Genomic DNA, 16341 nt, shown 5'->3' on the forward strand with positions numbered 1-16341 from the left:
GGCCCCAGAAAAGATTTATACTTCGTTGTCATCAACCCTCAACTACCTTTATATCTATTTTATAATTAAATGTTTTAAAATTCCAGATTCATTTTTCTATCTCAGTGAAAAATATCCGACGTTATTTCAATAATATCCACATTTCAACAAAAACTTGCTGATTCCTTACGTTATTTCAAGCCAAAAGTGATATAACCGCCATAATAGCCCTTACCCGGATTTGGGCTAACCGCGACTGTGATGTATTGTTTTTTACCGATTGAATAAGTGGACGGCACCGCGGTCGCACTTCCGGGCAGTTCTTTTTCCCACAAGATTTTTCCGTTTTTCTGATCAAAAACACGAAACATCTGATCAACCGTTGCACCGATAATAATAAGTCCGCCAGCAGTAGCAATTCCCCCACCCCGGTTAAAGATCCCTGAATTTTTGATACCCTGTGCTTCCAGTTTTTTATCAAAACCCAGCGGGACCTGCCACAAAATCTCACCGGAATTCAGATCAATGGCATTCAGAGTAGAAAATGGCGGCTTGATGGCAGGAACACCATTCGGATCTTTGAAAAATTCGTAACCCGAAAAGCCATAAGGCTCTTTCGTTGCCGATTCATCAGCATCGGGCAGTTTCCCCTTATCTGCTACTTCATCGATCCCTTTCAGATAGGCGGTGATAGCATCAATCTGTTGCTGCGGTAAATGCTGAAACGAAGGCATCGGTTCCGCGCCTTTTTTGATAAAGTTTTCAAGGTTTTCCCTGACGTAACTCTTCACTTTTACAGAAATATCCGGCCCGAAATTGGTTCCCTTCTGATCCGCTCCGTGACAACTGCTGCAATACATTTTGAACAAATTTTCGCCACTTTCATCATTGTCTTTTTTTAACGACTTGATATCCTTCAACTGAAGAAACCATGGCATATCAATTGCATTGACAAACATGACACCCGTATTAGGATTGAAGGAAGCGCCGCCCCAGTTTGCACCGCCATGCGCGGCAGGTACGATAAGGGAACCATCAAGGCTCGGTGGTTCGTAAATGCCTGTGTTGTATTTATTTTCTGCGATCTGGTCTTTGATAAACTGTGTTACTTCCGGCGTTATAGTGCTGAAATATTCCGGTTTAAATCCCTGCCGCGAGAACGGAGCGGGTTTGCTTGGTATGGGCTGGGTGGGCCATGGTTTTTCTCCCGGCATTTCACTTCTGGTCGGAACCGCCACTTCATTGATCGGAAAAAGCGGCTTGCCCGTTTTCCGGTCAAACATGAAAACATAACCCATTTTTGTTACCAACGCTACACCATCGATTAGTTTTCCATTGTGTTTTACCTGCACAAGATTCGGCGGAGATCCGTTATCCCGGTCCCACAGATCATGGTGTGTCGTCTGAAAATGCCATATTCTTTTACCTGTTTTCGCATCCAGAGCCAGCAGACAATTGGCAAATAAATTTTCGCCCTCGCGGTCGGCACCGTAAAAATCAAAAGATGGTGAAGCAGTCGGAACGTAAACGATTCCCAATTTTTCATCCAGGGCCATACCGCCCCAGCAATTTGCACCACCGTTTTTCTGCCTGGCATTCTTTGGCCAAGTTGTATATCCAAACTCTCCTTCCCGTGGTATGGTATGGAAAACCCATTCCAGCCTTCCGGTATTGACATTAAAGGCCCTAATATCGCCAGACGTAGACGGAAGCTCATCAGGAACTTTGCAGCCAACAATGAAATAATCTCCATAAATGACTCCCGGCGCATTTGCAGTCACATGGACCCGCTTTTTCATCGACGGTTCAACAGAAAGTCCAGTATAAAAGTCTACCTTCCCCTGCTCTCCGAAATCTTTGATCAGCTTTCCTGTCGAAGCATCGATGGAATAAAGTGTTGAACCAAAAACGAAAAGCAAGGCATCGGGTCTTCCGTTTTTGCCGGGATGAAAAGTGACGCCCCGGGTCCAGGTGCTGACGTCGGTACTGTCAGGAATAAATTCCCAGATCAGCTTTCCGGTTTCCGGGTTAAGCGCTACCAGCTTATCGCTTGGCATAAAGGCAAACATGCTGCCTTTCACAATCAGTGGATTAAACAAAATACTGGACCCTTCCTTGCTGTCCTGATAATTCCAAACTTCCTTCAACTGACTTACGTTCTTCGTGTTGATGATCGAAAGAGGAGAAAATTTATTATTGGAAGCGTCATGACCATAATGGATCCATTCGTCATCGATGGAAGAACTCTGATGTTTTTCGGGTACGAAAGCAATGAGTAATGCCAGTAAAACTGCCACTCCTATTAAACCAGTAAGTGATTGGTAGTTATTTTTTAACATAATATTAAATGATATTCCTGTAAAGGTTAACCGCTGGGTTTGTCAAAGCTTACAAGCCGCTGGTCATTAACTTATCATGAATAAATTGCCTGGCCCGTGGCACATCTGTTTCTTCCAGATGCTCAATGATGATCGGGATATTCGGATGTTTCCTGGCAAGCCTTTTGAGATACAGATCATAATTAAGAGAACCAAGGCCTGGTGCGGGTAATTCGATCATGCCCACGCCACGAAGTGCATGTGCCTCATCGCCATCAATGTCGGCCATTACAACGCCAACAGAGCTAGAAGCCAGTTTTACATCCTTTGCATGGGCAATTTTTATTTTATCGGACAAAGCGTCAAATATGCTGTTTATTGTCAGATCAATGTCACCGATATTTTGCTCATCAAAATAATTGGTGGGATCCATCAGCAGGCCCAGATTTGGATGATCAATATCAGCAAAGAGCCGCAGTGTTTCATCAACTGATCCGATGACATTATTCACATAAGTTTCCACGCAAAATGTTACGCCATGCTGACTGGCGAAATCTACAAGTTCACCGATCACATCCCGGCATTCAGCATAACCTTCTTCCGTTTTATTTCTCGGATCCGAAACCCAGTCACTTTCCAAATGGTATGTCCCCGTTTCACTGATGACATAGGATGATCCTAACTCGTTGGCATACCGAATAATCTGCCTGAGATGGTTCAGGCTTGTCTTGCGTTTTTCCGGCACCGGGTGCACAAGATTGGTATACCCTGAAATACAGCATATTGGCAAATTATTATTTCTGAATGTGTCCCTGATCTTTTTGGCTTTTGCTGAATCAAGGGCGCTTGTCGACAAATCCATATCCTTAAAAGATACGTCCAGCTGCACGGTATTGAAATCAAGCGCCCTGATTCGGGCGGCTGTTTGTGCCAAATCGTAAGGAAAATAACCGGTAAAAATTCCAATCTGAATCATAAGATCATGACGTTATCTCTTCAAGAATATATTTCTGCAATCTCTACGGCCCGGTGCTCTCTTGCCGAAACGTAGCAGGCATCTACCAGTGCCATTGTTTTCAAATTATCCCTACCACCGATCTCCGGCTCCTTATTTTGTTCCAAAGCGACCAGCAATTGCGCCATTGGCCCCGCAAAGGCATCCGGAAACCAGGCCTCTTGCCAGCGCGGACGTTGCCAGCCGGAAATTTCTTTGCAGGTAAAATCCAGCGTGCTTGGGCTATGAGTAGGATAATTCGGCCAACCGATACTTCCCTTTGCCATACCGTCCAGGCCTTCCACACGGTAATTAATGTAAATATCTTCCTCCGCACCTTCGCGGGCGGGGCCTGTCCAGACATCGTCCCAGGAAGAGGCACGCATACCATTTTCGTATTCGAGAATATACAGTGCGATGCCGTCGTCATGGGCAAATTTTGAAACCGTCCTTGGATCCTGCGCGACACTACAATAAACACTTTTCGGGTCACCAAACCAGTAGCGGAATGTGTCCAGATGGTGAATGCTCATTACCCTTAAAGTAAGCCAGCCCATACCCGCCTGCCAGCCTGTCCAGTGTGGTATTGCCCGCATGTCGATTGAGCCGAAAATCGGTTTGCCAAGCAATCCTTTGTTTAACAGATCTTTGCAGGCGCGTACCGACTGGTCATAACGCATATTCTGGTTTACACCCAAAACGACACCTGCACCCTCACAGATCCTGACTATTTCCAGAGCTTCGGAATAATTCATCCCCAGCGGTTTCTGAGCCAAAATCGCCCTTATGTTCTTGTGTTTGACAGCCTCTTTGATAACCGCAATCTGCCCGTCCGGTGGCACAGCGATGTCAACAACCTGCACTTCGGGATCCGCAAACATTTGCCGGTATGAGGCGTAAAACTTTGAAATATTATGCCGCTGTGCCACTTTCTGGCTGTTGGCCAAGGTCCGTGACGTGATCGCTACCGGATTGAATCCGGCATTTCTATACGCTACGAGCTGGCAGTCGGCCATAATGAAACCTGCTCCTACACATCCGATACCGACGGATTTATTTTCAGGAAAAACAGGTAAATATTCAAGTTCAATATGCATCCCAAACCTGTTAAGAACGATTTAAATCCTGCAAAGTAATTTCTGCATCCTTGCTCAAAAAATCTGCTTGTTTGACAACCTGTTTGCCACTTTCCAGCAAAGCGCTATCCGCAACCATTTTTACAGGTTCAATACAAGACGTATTTTTTTCCCTGAAAGGTTTGTTGAAAGATAAATTATACGCCGAAATGACTGACCAGCGTGGTTTATCGGATAAATTAGCATCCGAACGGTGAAGAATATTGCTGTGAAAGAAAAGTGTATCACCCGCTTTGAGTTCCACATAAACCAGTTCACTGTTTTTCTCGGCTTCCGCTACAAAATCCGGATCGGCACCCTGCTGCTCGCCAACAAATGAATGCTCAAAACGCTGCATTTTATGAGTTCCTTTTAAAACCTGCAAACAACCATTTTCAATATTTGCGTCCGTGAGCGCAACCATTACCGAAATCATCGCTTCCGGATACAAAAACCCATTTTTATACCAGTACCCATAATCCTGGTGCCATTCCCAGGCGCCTCCCTTTTTGGGTTCTTTTTGCATGACCTTGGAATGAAAATGGCAAACTTCTCCCTGGTTCCCAAGCAGTTTTTCCACTGCTTTCACCATACGCTCCGACCTGGACATCAGCCCGAAAGAATCGTCGCCCGGCGTAAACCAAAGCGTCAGTTTCGTACGGTTTCCGTTTGTGTCTTTAAGATCAAAAGCATGACTCGTCACACTATCATCCGTTGCCAGACTATATAAAAGATTAATTTCTTCCTGACTAAAAAAATTACGTTTGATTATAAATCCATCTCTTTCGAAATCAGATTTTTCGGTAATACTAAGTTCTTTTCCCATGTTCAAATTACTCTATTATCAAAATATAGATAAATGTTCTTGAAATATTAACAATACAAAATAGCAGTATATTTTGACGCGTTTCTATCAGAATATCATTAGTTTTATATGTTATTTTGAATATTATAACCCAAATAATACCTTAATTTGATAACATACCAGATGAAACCACTTATCCAGAAGTTACCAATAGATAGTAGTTCATCATTTGTAGCCAGGACTTACACGACACCCTTTTTTGAAACACCCTGGCACCAACATGAAGAGTATGAACTCCTTATAGAAACTACGGGACAAGGCTCGGTATTTGTTGGCGACTTTATTGGCGAATATGACGCAGGTGATGTGTTCCTTCTTGGTAAAAACCTGCCGCATTGGTTTCGGAAAAAGGATTCAGAATCTACGGGAAGTGCTGTGGTTGTTCAGTTTAAGGAAGAAATTTTTGGAGAAACGTTTCTGAAACTTCCCGAAATGCAACAGATAAGCAACCTTTTAAAAAATGCGTCACACGGCATTGCACTAAAAGGCGACCTTAAAACAATGGTTGGTAATACCTTAAAATCAATAGAAACTCTGACAGGTTTTTCTCAGCTTTCGGCCCTGCTTAATTGTTTGAACCAGATCAGTATTTCAGATCAAATAACCTTCCTGACGAATTCGCCAATTATTAGTTTTTCTAAACAGGATCAGGACCGTATTCATAAGGTTTTCGAATACACGATGCAAAATTTTCAAAACAAGATCCTGCTTAAAGATGTTGCAGCCATAACCAACCAAAGCGAGTCGGCTTTCAGCCATTATTTCAAGAAAAATACCAAAAAAAATTACATTCAATTTTTAACCGAAATTCGGATTTCACATGCGTGTAATTTACTTCTGACCACAGAAAAGTCGGTTACTGAAATATGTTATGAAAGCGGATTTCATAATTGGTCGAATTTCAGTCAGCATTTTAATAAAATTATACAACAGTCGCCTATGAAATACCGAAGAAAATATACGCAGGCAACTGACAAAAAGAATCTCAGCAAACGAGCTGTTGACGCATGACTTCACGTCGAAATTCTAAAGCTCTGCGATACGTTGTTTACATTTTATTGCTGCGACAACAATCAGTGAATGACGTTCGAGAATAGGTATTCCGGATATTTTTTAGAGACTGCGGCATCTTTATCAATCAGCGAGTATCCGCGTTTGACAGAAAAAGATTTCATATTTACCAAAAATGGATTAACGAGCAATTCAGCCATATCTGATTGGCTCATTTCAGGACAGTTAAGCATCCTATTCCCGGCTATGCGGGCCAAGTCAAAAATGGCTTCCTTTCGCTTAGTGCCATTCTGGCAAACTTTTTAATAGTGGGATGTCAGATGTGCGGATGCCGGAAGGCCAACTGCTTTCTGTTTGTTATCGATACCCAATGAGATGTCGAAGCAACCAACCGGAAAAACGAAGTACGCCTTGCATTAAAATTGACATTTTTTTCTTTGCTACCTTAGAAAACAAAAAAATAATGTCGCTTACCAATTGCTATATATCGATACTCCAGACTAAATACCGCTTCTTTTATAATGCATTTAGAGATAAAAACAGGACTATGAAATGCAGTCTAAAAGTTCATCCTCTTCAATTCCTTTACCGCAAAATCTGCTGCGCGGGCAGTCATGGCCATGTAGGTTAATGATGGGTTCTGACAAGCAGAAGAGCTCATGCTTGCACCATCTGTCACAAATACATTTTTGCAGGAATGAATCTGATTGAAACCATTTAATACGGACGTTTTGGATCGCGCCCCATGCGCGCCGTTCCCATTTCATGGATCGCAAGTCCGGGATTCTGATGATTGTCATAAGCCGCTACTACCCTGATACCTGCATTTTCCATCATTTCCTGCGCCTGGGTTATCGCATCCGGCACCATTTTGTCTTCATTTTCACGCCACCGGCAGTCAATCTGAAGCGTGGGCATACCCCATTTATCTTGCTTCTGAAAATCAAGTGTCACCTTGTTATCTGCATGCGGCAACATTTCACCCATCGCGGTCATACTAAATGTCCATAAACCTGGTTTAGCCAGTCCTGATTTGAAGTCGGAACCGAAACCTTCTGCCGAATTTCCCCGCTCCCATCCCTGCCGCGAACCACCACAAGGTTATGTAAAAATTTTATAAACATTTAAATGATCCTTCTCATGATCAGACTGGAATCAAAAAGGAAATAAGCTGACATAAACGGCAAATACGATTATCCGGTACGGTTCACCAATTCCCGTGAAAGTGCTTTCGCTGGAAAGCAACCCTTAGCTGATACAACTGCATGGAATCAACTTTACAAAGATGGAACTTGGCTCGGTTTAGATTTTGTCCGAGTCGAGCCAGCCAATTAAGTTCTGAGCCAGAAAAAGTTTTTTTCGATTGGAATAATGAATAGCTCTCTTTCGCATACTTAACTGGTGCGAGGCAAATAAACGTAGACGTATCCTTACAACAAATGTGGGGGACATATCGCTTGGGAATGCACATCCGCAAGTGCATCTGTTCTAAGTTCGCCTAAATCCCTGGATGACTTTTCAAAAGGTTAAGTCATCCAGAAAAATGAAATACACTTGCATAAAATATCGGCATGACCAATGAACCTGCCGGCGGGCCCTGGGGATACTTGCGGAGTGCAGGCGGTAAAAAAGGCGCATCGATAATTGATGACTGGAAACAACTGCACCTGAGCTTTAAAAAAGGAAACAAGAGCTACTGAGCCCTTGGCTTCTGAAGGTTCCAGTGCCATCCGTTTAAAAGAATTGTCAAACTCCCACGGTCCACCGCGCGATCGTTTTCTCATAGTCAAATTTAGTTGAAATATTAAATCTGCCTATTTCTGCCTCCAAATAAATGTAGCAAAGGGACATCTACCTTAACAACTATGAAAAAAACAATTAGTTTTCTTATTCAATAAGGACTAAGGTATATTATTACCACAATAAAAAGTGAAGACACTCTAATTTTCAATGCCGTAACTTTCAATTCATTTAGTTTTTGCTAAAAAACCATCTGACATTTACTTCGTTTCGGCATCAGACGATGAGCCTAAACCGAAGTAAATGTCGGCTTCACGTAGAAATGTGTCAATATCAGAACGCACTTTACAAGTGCACAGGAAAGAAATTTATTCACTACGCAGACTTTTCACGGGATCGAGCAGTGCTGTTTGAATAACCTGATAACTCACAGTAATGAAAGTAATAGCGAGTGTCCCTAAACTTGCAAAAGCAAAAATCCACCAGGAAATCTGGGTATGATAAGCATATTTTTCTAACCATTGATCCATTGCATACCAGGCGATGGGCGTAGCAAGCAGACAGGAGACAACAATCAGAATTACAAAATCGCCTAAAAGAAGCTGCCACAAGCTAGTAATTGACGCACCCAGCACTTTACGGACACCTATTTCTTTTGTCCGTTGTTCTGTAATAAACGATGCCATTCCAAAAAGTCCAAGGCAGCTTATCAAAATTGCCAAACCTGCAAATACCGCAGCTAACTTATTGATTCTTTCTTCCGAAGCAAACTTTAACGCGTATTCATCATCCACAAACTGGTAATTAAATGGCAAATCAGGACTGTATTTTTTAAATACTGCTTCAATATTTTTTATTGCCGAACCTGCATTAGCGCCAGGGTTCAGCCTTGCAGTTATAAACCTGCCTCCTTTTGGATGAATAAAAAAGATTGATTTTTTGACCGGATCATACGGCGACTCCATGATCATATCCTTGATCACGCCGATAATTTTGAACTGTCTTCCATCCCAAGTTACCGTCTCGCCGATGGCATCCACTACATCACGATTACCCAGCCCCATAAACTTGACAGCCGCTTCATTCACAACAAATCCGGCAGAATCAGTAGAGAAATTTCTGGCGAAGTCGCGCCCTGCCACAAACTGCCAACCGACGGTTTTTCCAAAGTCATGAGAAATACCAACTGTTGCAAATTCGGAGTTCAGGCTTGGATCTTTACCCTTCCAATTGAAACCTACATTAGCAGAAAAAACCTCGGTAGGTGGCGCAACTGACTCTGCTACGGATATCACACTACCCGTTTTTAAAAGATCGTCCCGCATTGCATCGAAATGCCTGTGAATCTCCTGAGTATTCGCCAGCATGGTCACTAATCCTTTTCGGTTGTAGCCGATAGGGCGATCTTTTGCATGCAGAATTTGTCTGTACACCACGACTGTGCCGATAATAAGGGAGATGGAAACTGTGAATTGCAAAACTACCAGAATTTTCCTTGGTAGCGTCGCGTGAAGTCCCAGAGGGCTCCATTTTCCCTTCAGTGCTTTGATAGGCTGAAAGGACGACAAGTAAAATGCAGGGTAACTGCCCGCAATAAGCCCGGTCAGTATTGTGAACATGATGCCGCTCATCAAGAAATTAGGGTCGCCCCAAGGAATAAGCATTTGCTTGTCGGCAATTTCATTGAAAATTGGCATAGCCAGCCAGGCAAGTACCAATGAGAAAAAGAAGGCAAAAAATACAACCAGAAAAGATTCACTAAAAAACTGGACAACCAATTGAAGCCGGACTGAGCCGATCGCCTTCCGGATCCCCACCTCTTTGGCGCGTTTTTGCGAACGTGCGGTGCTCAGGTTCATAAAATTGATGCACGCCAAAAGCAACACAAATAAACCGATTATGCCAAATAGCCAAACAAATTGAATACGCCCTCCAATATTACTTCCGTTACTCCATTCGGAATATAAATGCCACTGGCTCATTGGATGCAGCAGGATTTGCGGCTTAAACTTTAATTCACCGTGCGTAGTCCTTTTTAGGATAGTGTTCTTTATTTTCTCAGAAACTGATTTTAAGTTGCTGTTTTTAGAGACCTGTACTAATATTTGAAAAGAACTGCTTTCCCATTCTCCATTTTCTACTGCATCTTTCACCCAAGGAGTAGACGAGACAAAAAGATCAAAAGGTACTATGAACGCCAGTTCCCGGAATTCTGAATTGTAAGGAATATCTTCATAAACTCCAACTACCCTAACAATCAAGTCTTTATTGAGTTTCATCATTTTGTCGATCGGGTCGGAATCCTTGAAAAACGCTTTTGCTACTGATTCGGAGAGCAAAATCGTCGCGGGATCTTTTAGTCCGGAAGTACTCCCGTTTAATATTTTTAGGGAAAGCATTTCTGCTGCACCAGCAGACATAAAGTTACCAGGCTTCGTAAAACTGGATCCGCCATAGGTCAGCACATGTCTTTGGAGCCATGAGGTGATGACCACACGGTCGAAATCCTCCTCAAAGTTAGTTTCCAAAATTTTCAACAACGGGGCTGGAACGTTATTGCCTGTGTTGATTTCTCCATCCAGGGTTTGCTGTTGCATTATCCGCGCAATTCTGCGGTAATTTTCGTGATACTTATTGTATGAGAATTCATCATAAATCCATAAGCCAATCAAGATGGCAACCATCATACCAACTGCAAGTCCACCAATGTTGATTACGGAGCAAGTCTTGTTTGCAGCGAGACTGCGCCAGGCTATTTTAAAGTAGTTACGGAGCATAATAGCGGATCAATTTACCAATCTTTGCCTGGATATTCATTACCTTGCGCCATAGCAATTTCATTCGTTAAAAAAATCAAGCCATTAAAAAAATAAAATATAAATAACTGATATTTAGATGATTAAAAATTATTGATCGCCACGAGATGTTCGATTTCGAACACGACTGTTCATTCAAGTACATAACAAACAAATCTCCGAAACACTCAATCATTCATTTAAATTGGTCAACTCTGACCAAAACTATTTGTCATCAATTTCTGAATTTGGGTGATAAATGGCTCCGAATTCTGGATCGGCACCATCACCGTTACATCTGTTTTGCCCCGGTCTTTAATCAGCTACTTCTCGCCTGCCCTGCCCACCCGGACAATATTGTCAGGATTAAGCTTATACATCTCCTGATAAGCAAATTCGATACAATATTGGAAAATAAAAGCGTCCCTGACTTCGGCTATACTGTCAATGGATATTTCTTTCTGATAAATTGCCTCCACTTCGTAAAGTTCCAAGGACTGCACTTACTTATTTCCACCGAGCAGATGAAACTTTCTAGCGGATTACTCGCGATAACTCTTTCTTCACGCCAATCTTCACAATCTGGCGCGTCCATTTTACCTGATTCCTGGCCGTAACTTCCGAAAGAGGCGGATACTGATGCAAGGTCAGATAGTCAAAAAACTCGTCAGCAAACATATGATCTATCTCTGAGAAATCCAGATCCCGCCGGTGGTACCGGTATGCGATGAAGGTCTCCACTTTTTTCCGGGTTGAGCGCCAGTGTCTGAGCGTTCCGCTGGAACTGATCCCCTCCTCCTTCTTCTTTTCAAAGGTGGCTATAAATTCATCAAAAGCATATAGCAGTGTGCTGCCTGGATTTTTGGCCCTGTTTTGAATACTTCGGATCAAGACCAAATGCTCTGGGAGAACCTTAAATCAAATCGCCTCAATCAAACATTCATTCGGTCACCTAATTTACCAAATTAAAACAGTGACCGAATGGTTTGATTTATCTTGATTCAGAATAACCTGCTTTTTTGTTAACTGTGCTGAAAATCAATGCATTTTAAATAAGAAAGGCACACTTTCGTGTGCCTTTTGTGATCCCGCTGGGATTCGAACCCAGGACCCATACATTAAAAGTGTATTGCTCTACCAGCTGAGCTACGGAATCCTACTTTATTCTTTGCAGTCTAAAATTGTCTTTTAAAAAGTCAAAGCTAAATTTAGAAAGCTTAAAATTTCATTCAATTTTGTTTCACTTACTTTTCGTGTCCCTCAATTGTGATGCAAAAGTATACAATTTGGTCTAGGTTCCAAATTTATTTACTTACTATTTCTAGGGAGTAATTATTAGATTTTTCTAAGTTTCTAACTTAGAGAATATTGACAATTAAAAAAAATAAATTTTTCATCAAAAAAAATGCTGATTTATGGAGTAGAATGTGTTTTTCATACATCTGAGAGAATATCGCTCTCTTTTTTGGCGGGCGAGTTGACGACAAAAATCGTGATCACAGCAGCGATGGCTAAAGAGCATGCCATCAAAATATAAGAAGACTCAAATCCTCCTGTGTTCCCGTTGAGATATCCCACGAGATACGACCCGACAAATGAGCCTAGTGCACCTATGCTGTTAATTAAACCTAAGGCCCCACCAACAACATTCTTGGGAAGAATTTCTGTTATCACAGCAAAGAACGGTCCGTACGGTGCGTAAAGAGCTCCTCCTGCTATAACCAGAAGTACGAATGAAAGCCAAAAGTTATATGTACCCAGAAAATAAGCTCCAAAAAATGAGAGGGAGGCAATAAGGAGAAATGGCCAAATAAAAATTTTCCTGTTCAACGTTTTATCGGAGAAAAACGAGGCTGCCAACATACCCGCTATCGCCAAAATATAAGGGATAGACGATAACCATCCCGTCTTGACAATATCCATATCCGGAGCCGCTTTAATTATTGATGGAAGCCACATGACAAATCCATACACTCCGAGGCTCCATAACAGATACTGGAAACACAATAAAATTACAGCCCTGGATCTGAAAGCCTCAGCATAATTTTTCAGCGGTTTAATCCCTATTTGTTCTAAAGATAATTGCTCCTCTACTTCGTCCTTTTCGCGTTCAGTCATCCATTTGGCATCTCTCGGTTTCTCGTCGATCATTTTCCACCATATGAAAGCCCAGATAATTCCAGGTGCTCCCTGAATGATGAACATCCACCGCCAACCCACAGACTCAATGAGATAGCCTGACAAGACTGACATCCATAAAACGGTTACCGGGTTACCCAAGATTAAAAACGTATTAGCTCTGGACCGCTCTTTTTGCGTAAACCACTGGCTTAATAAAATTAACATGGACGGCATCACAGCGCTTTCCACAACGCCGAGCATAAATCGAATGACAATAAGCGATCCAACGCTACTGACCATTCCGGTGGCAGCAGCCAGGCCCCCCCATAGAATCAGTGAGATAAAAATCAACTTTTTAGCACTCTTTCGGGCAGCATAGTGCGCCCCGGGAATTTGGAAAAAAAAATACCCTAAAAAAAATAAAGAACCTAATAAAGAAGAAGTGCCCTTCGTAATATTCAAATGGTCTGCCATCCCTCCTGCAATCGCAAATCCAAAATTAGCTCTGTCCAGATAAGCCAGACTGTAAGTTACAAAGACAATAGGAATTATTCGGTACCAGCGGGATGGAGCAAGTTTTGATTTCATCAACGGTCAGGGCTTAGCTTTATAACACAACAAAGACCGGATAACCAACATCATACCGTTCCCGGGTGGTATTTGATTTTCAGAAATTTCATTTATAGTAAATCAAGATCAATTAGCACCAAATTTAGATCTTGCGGCATAACAAAAATTTATTCCTATTTTTCTACTGTCACAAGACTTTATTGATTTAATGAATAACGATCTGTATTTAAATTTGGATAACCCCGTATGGCATTCTTTAACAAGCACGCACAGCCCATACGCATTGGGGGGAGACTTTGTAAAGCGATACCCGGTTGATATGTTGAGAATTTTAGGTTGTAAAACGCCTTTGACTGCCGATCTGGAACAAATCGAACTCTGGGTAGTTCCCGGCGAAAATTTCTTCGTAGTTGGAGAGTTGCCTGCCCTTCCCAAAAATTGGGTTTTACATTCCAAACTTGAATGTGTACAAATGATATGTAGCAAACTAAATACCTTAGATACTAAAAACGTTGCAGACATAGAGCCGCTAACCGAGGATCATCGAAGTGATATGCTTGAATTAATTGGTCTTGTTCAACCAGGATATTTTTTCCACAACACGCCCTTACTCGGAAATTATTTTGGAATAATCAAGAATAATAAATTAGTTGCTATGGCAGGCGAGCGCCTTAAAATGACAGGATTTACAGAGATAAGTGCAGTCGTTACGCATCCGGATCATACTGGACAAGGATATGCACAAAATCTTGTAGCGCATGTTTCCAAAAAAAACATTGAACAGAACGCTGTGCCGTTTCTGCATTTTGTCAATAATAACGTTAGAGCGAGAAGGGTCTACGAATTATTAGGTTACACGGAAAGAAAAACCATCAACTTTTGGCTAATTGAATTTAAAGGCCAAAAATTATCAGAATAGTTTGCTCAGTGATTAATCTTTTAAATATTTCCTGTACAAATTATTCAAGACAGATTTGTCCCACGCAGTAAGTATTGGCGTAATGTCAGTCTGGATGAAATGTCGCTTGAAAGCCACGATCGCGGCGTCAATATTCCTGACATCATAGCCTATAATCCTAAGCGCAATGGTTGAGTCCAAATCCATCGGAGCTGTTTCCAGTGAATCGTCATACCATAATCCGTATCCTTTCTCAGCAAGGTTTTTCCACGGAAAATTGTTCGGATCGGGCTTTCTTGCAGGTGCTATATCGGCGTGTCCTATAAAGTTCGCTGTCGGTATCCCGTATTTCTTTTTCAGGTTCGCCAGCAAAATGTACAGGCTGTTCATCTGCTGATCAGAATACGGCTCATTGCCATTATTATCCAGCTCAATACCTAACGATGACGAATTAAGATCGGTATTTTTTCCCCAGCGCGATTCGCCGGCGTGCTGAGCCCTCAAATAATCATTCACCATCTGTATTACTTTCCCGTCACGTCCAACCACATAGTGAGCGCTGACCTGCGTGCGTGGAATAGTAAATGTTTGCAAAGTCTGAGCTGTCGAATCTTGTGCGGTATGATGAAGAATTACAAAATTTGCCCTTCTGATGCCAAAATTCACAGATCCTACCCAAGATTGATTTTCAGTACTCATCGAATCGATGGCCTGATGATTTGGCGGTGCTGCCCGAATGATTTCGGCATATCCTTTTGCCAGATTTTTGTAAACCTTATTGGTTTTTGCGTATTTGGAAGATTTGCAGCTTATAGAAATGAGAAGGACCAAAAAAAGCAGAAAGTGATTCAGGAGTCGGTTTTCAGCTGACATATACAAAGTATTTGATGGAGATCGATAGCAGACAAAACAAATCTATGCAGATAAAAATGCAGGAACATATGCCTAGGCATTTTTACAGATATGAAATTCGATTGTATACAAAAAAAGAATTCCGGAAACCCGGAATTCTTATAAGTCTTACCCTCCTCTACACATTTAAAATGTGCATAATGGACAAATGTATAACAAAGTCATATTTAAACAAAAAAATTTTTAAAGAACTTCAATCGGCATCGCAACATTCCTTAAAAATCGTTAAGCATTTGTCGCAAACAACCCCAATAAGCCAATACCAGACACGCTAAAAGCATTTACCTTAAATAATTCAGCGGCAAATGTGCCAGTACCACAATTTTTCACTCTTGCTGGCGCGCCCGAATGAATATTTTTCATTTGCGGGTTGGATAAGTTGAAGCACATTCTTAACACTTTTAATAAATAACAGGTACCGCATCTGGTTAATTCTTGGACACCTGCATAAAACACGTTGATTTGTGATAGCTAATATCCATATTACAGTTCGTATCGAGCATATTTATTATCAACAAAGCCGGCTCCATTATTTCTCAGATAATTTATTTTTATCTGTATAAAAAAAGAGAAATCCCGATTTTAGCATGGAGGCTGAAATCGGGATTCCTTTCTTTGAAATGCAGACATATATTAATCCGCCGATTATTTAAAAAGTCTGTCAAAAAACAAAGCTATTTACTCTGCTTTTGAGTCTGGCTTTTATTTTCACTGCGATGTTCCTTATGATTATTAGTAATATGGTTTTTCTTAACCATTTCCTCTTCCTTATGTCTGCTGTCAATATTGTCCTTATTTTCTACCCTTGCCTTTGGCTGCGGACTAGATGTTTGTGACTGTTTCATAATTATAATGAATTGATTCTATCTTATAAATTATAAAAATGATGCCAAACGCTTGAAATATGAAAACTATTTTATTCCGATGTTATGGCTAGGCATTTATCGAAGGGTGTACAAACTTCTGGTCGAACCAATTCCTAAATATTCTAAAATGGCTATCGGCGCTTTTTATTATGTCTGG

15 protein-coding genes, 1 tRNA gene and 1 pseudogene are annotated in these 16341 nt (G+C 41.6%); 3 read left to right on the plus strand and 14 right to left on the minus strand.

Going from position 1 to position 16341, the window contains the following annotated elements:
* Window positions 1-170: 170 nt before the first annotated feature.
* Genes BMY70_RS21445 through BMY70_RS21460 form a run of 4 tightly spaced genes read right to left on the minus strand, consistent with a single transcriptional unit; the run spans window position 171 to window position 5232 of the window.
* Window positions 171-2318 carry an outer membrane protein assembly factor BamB family protein gene (locus BMY70_RS21445; RefSeq protein ID WP_090338362.1) on the minus strand — a complete coding sequence of 716 codons (2148 nt, stop codon included), beginning with the start codon at window positions 2316-2318 and terminating at the stop codon, window positions 171-173.
* A 49-nt stretch (window positions 2319-2367) separates the two neighbouring features.
* On the minus strand, window positions 2368-3273 hold the full coding sequence (locus BMY70_RS21450; RefSeq protein ID WP_090338363.1) for a sugar phosphate isomerase/epimerase family protein: 906 nt from the start codon (window positions 3271-3273) through the stop codon (window positions 2368-2370).
* Between the two features lie 20 nt (window positions 3274-3293).
* Window positions 3294-4388 (minus strand): Gfo/Idh/MocA family protein, encoded by a 1095-nt coding sequence (locus BMY70_RS21455; protein WP_090338364.1) that lies wholly within the window; start codon window positions 4386-4388, stop codon window positions 3294-3296.
* A 10-nt stretch (window positions 4389-4398) separates the two neighbouring features.
* Window positions 4399-5232, minus strand: a complete 834-nt coding sequence (locus BMY70_RS21460; protein WP_090338365.1) for a phytanoyl-CoA dioxygenase family protein — start codon at window positions 5230-5232, stop codon at window positions 4399-4401.
* Between the two features lie 162 nt (window positions 5233-5394).
* On the opposite strand from BMY70_RS21460, the gene BMY70_RS21465 reads away from it, so the two are divergent.
* Window positions 5395-6282 carry an AraC family transcriptional regulator gene (locus BMY70_RS21465; protein WP_090338366.1) on the plus strand — a complete coding sequence of 296 codons (888 nt, stop codon included), beginning with the start codon at window positions 5395-5397 and terminating at the stop codon, window positions 6280-6282.
* 62 nt (window positions 6283-6344) lie between these two features.
* On the opposite strand, the gene BMY70_RS30980 is transcribed toward BMY70_RS21465, so the two are convergent.
* Window positions 6345-6497 (minus strand): hypothetical protein, encoded by a 153-nt coding sequence (locus tag BMY70_RS30980; protein WP_177197099.1) that lies wholly within the window; start codon window positions 6495-6497, stop codon window positions 6345-6347.
* Between the two features lie 344 nt (window positions 6498-6841).
* Window positions 6842-7278: pseudogene (locus tag BMY70_RS31705) on the minus strand (GMC family oxidoreductase).
* Between the two features lie 575 nt (window positions 7279-7853).
* Between BMY70_RS31705 and BMY70_RS31490 the strand changes: the two are divergent.
* On the plus strand, window positions 7854-7982 hold the full coding sequence (locus BMY70_RS31490) for a hypothetical protein (RefSeq protein ID WP_262485753.1): 129 nt from the start codon (window positions 7854-7856) through the stop codon (window positions 7980-7982).
* 408 nt (window positions 7983-8390) lie between these two features.
* Here BMY70_RS31490 and BMY70_RS21475 read toward each other — a convergent pair whose 3' ends face one another.
* From BMY70_RS21475 to BMY70_RS21495, 5 genes are all read right to left on the minus strand, one after another.
* Window positions 8391-10799 (minus strand): ABC transporter permease, encoded by a 2409-nt coding sequence (locus BMY70_RS21475; protein WP_090338367.1) that lies wholly within the window; start codon window positions 10797-10799, stop codon window positions 8391-8393.
* A gap of 341 nt (window positions 10800-11140) precedes the next feature.
* Window positions 11141-11311, minus strand: coding sequence for a site-specific integrase (locus tag BMY70_RS30985; RefSeq protein ID WP_177197100.1), 171 nt, complete (start codon window positions 11309-11311; stop codon window positions 11141-11143).
* A gap of 40 nt (window positions 11312-11351) precedes the next feature.
* Entirely contained in the window at window positions 11352-11708 is a 357-nt protein-coding gene (locus BMY70_RS21485; protein ID WP_177197101.1) for a phage integrase SAM-like domain-containing protein, read from the minus strand.
* 192 nt (window positions 11709-11900) lie between these two features.
* Window positions 11901-11973: transfer RNA gene (locus BMY70_RS21490), tRNA-Lys, on the minus strand.
* 278 nt (window positions 11974-12251) lie between these two features.
* Window positions 12252-13526 carry an MFS transporter gene (locus BMY70_RS21495; protein WP_090338370.1) on the minus strand — a complete coding sequence of 425 codons (1275 nt, stop codon included), beginning with the start codon at window positions 13524-13526 and terminating at the stop codon, window positions 12252-12254.
* Between the two features lie 190 nt (window positions 13527-13716).
* On the opposite strand from BMY70_RS21495, the gene BMY70_RS21500 reads away from it, so the two are divergent.
* A complete protein-coding gene (locus BMY70_RS21500) occupies window positions 13717-14427 on the plus strand; it encodes a GNAT family N-acetyltransferase (RefSeq protein ID WP_090338371.1) in 711 nt (236 codons plus the stop codon).
* A 12-nt stretch (window positions 14428-14439) separates the two neighbouring features.
* On the opposite strand, the gene BMY70_RS21505 is transcribed toward BMY70_RS21500, so the two are convergent.
* From BMY70_RS21505 to BMY70_RS30995, 3 genes are all read right to left on the minus strand, one after another.
* Complete coding sequence (locus tag BMY70_RS21505) at window positions 14440-15279, minus strand: N-acetylmuramoyl-L-alanine amidase (protein ID WP_090338372.1); 840 nt, start codon at window positions 15277-15279, stop codon at window positions 14440-14442.
* Between the two features lie 264 nt (window positions 15280-15543).
* Window positions 15544-15681 carry a hypothetical protein gene (locus tag BMY70_RS30990; protein WP_177197103.1) on the minus strand — a complete coding sequence of 46 codons (138 nt, stop codon included), beginning with the start codon at window positions 15679-15681 and terminating at the stop codon, window positions 15544-15546.
* 311 nt (window positions 15682-15992) lie between these two features.
* On the minus strand, window positions 15993-16163 hold the full coding sequence (locus BMY70_RS30995; RefSeq protein ID WP_177197104.1) for a hypothetical protein: 171 nt from the start codon (window positions 16161-16163) through the stop codon (window positions 15993-15995).
* Window positions 16164-16341: the final 178 nt, after the last annotated feature.

Source organism: Dyadobacter koreensis (genome assembly GCF_900108855.1).
Classification (GTDB): Bacteria; Bacteroidota; Bacteroidia; order Cytophagales; family Spirosomataceae; genus Dyadobacter; species Dyadobacter koreensis.

Bases quoted from the DNA above. Each gene is read 5' to 3' on its own strand.
- BMY70_RS21495 (WP_090338370.1), bottom strand. From the start codon at position 13,526: ATGAAATCAAAACTTGCTCCATCCCGCTGGTACCGAATAATTCCTATT.
- BMY70_RS30990 (WP_177197103.1), bottom strand. From the start codon at position 15,681: ATGAAAAATATTCATTCGGGCGCGCCAGCAAGAGTGAAAAATTGTGGT.
- BMY70_RS31490 (WP_262485753.1), top strand. From the start codon at position 7,854: ATGACCAATGAACCTGCCGGCGGGCCCTGGGGATACTTGCGGAGTGCA.
- BMY70_RS21455 (WP_090338364.1), bottom strand. From the start codon at position 4,388: ATGCATATTGAACTTGAATATTTACCTGTTTTTCCTGAAAATAAATCC.
- BMY70_RS21445 (WP_090338362.1), bottom strand. From the start codon at position 2,318: ATGTTAAAAAATAACTACCAATCACTTACTGGTTTAATAGGAGTGGCA.
- BMY70_RS21465 (WP_090338366.1), top strand. From the start codon at position 5,395: ATGAAACCACTTATCCAGAAGTTACCAATAGATAGTAGTTCATCATTT.
- BMY70_RS21505 (WP_090338372.1), bottom strand. From the start codon at position 15,279: ATGTCAGCTGAAAACCGACTCCTGAATCACTTTCTGCTTTTTTTGGTC.
- BMY70_RS21450 (WP_090338363.1), bottom strand. From the start codon at position 3,273: ATGATTCAGATTGGAATTTTTACCGGTTATTTTCCTTACGATTTGGCA.
- BMY70_RS21460 (WP_090338365.1), bottom strand. From the start codon at position 5,232: ATGGGAAAAGAACTTAGTATTACCGAAAAATCTGATTTCGAAAGAGAT.
- BMY70_RS21475 (WP_090338367.1), bottom strand. From the start codon at position 10,799: ATGCTCCGTAACTACTTTAAAATAGCCTGGCGCAGTCTCGCTGCAAAC.
- BMY70_RS30980 (WP_177197099.1), bottom strand. From the start codon at position 6,497: ATGAGCCAATCAGATATGGCTGAATTGCTCGTTAATCCATTTTTGGTA.
- BMY70_RS21500 (WP_090338371.1), top strand. From the start codon at position 13,717: ATGAATAACGATCTGTATTTAAATTTGGATAACCCCGTATGGCATTCT.
- BMY70_RS30995 (WP_177197104.1), bottom strand. From the start codon at position 16,163: ATGAAACAGTCACAAACATCTAGTCCGCAGCCAAAGGCAAGGGTAGAA.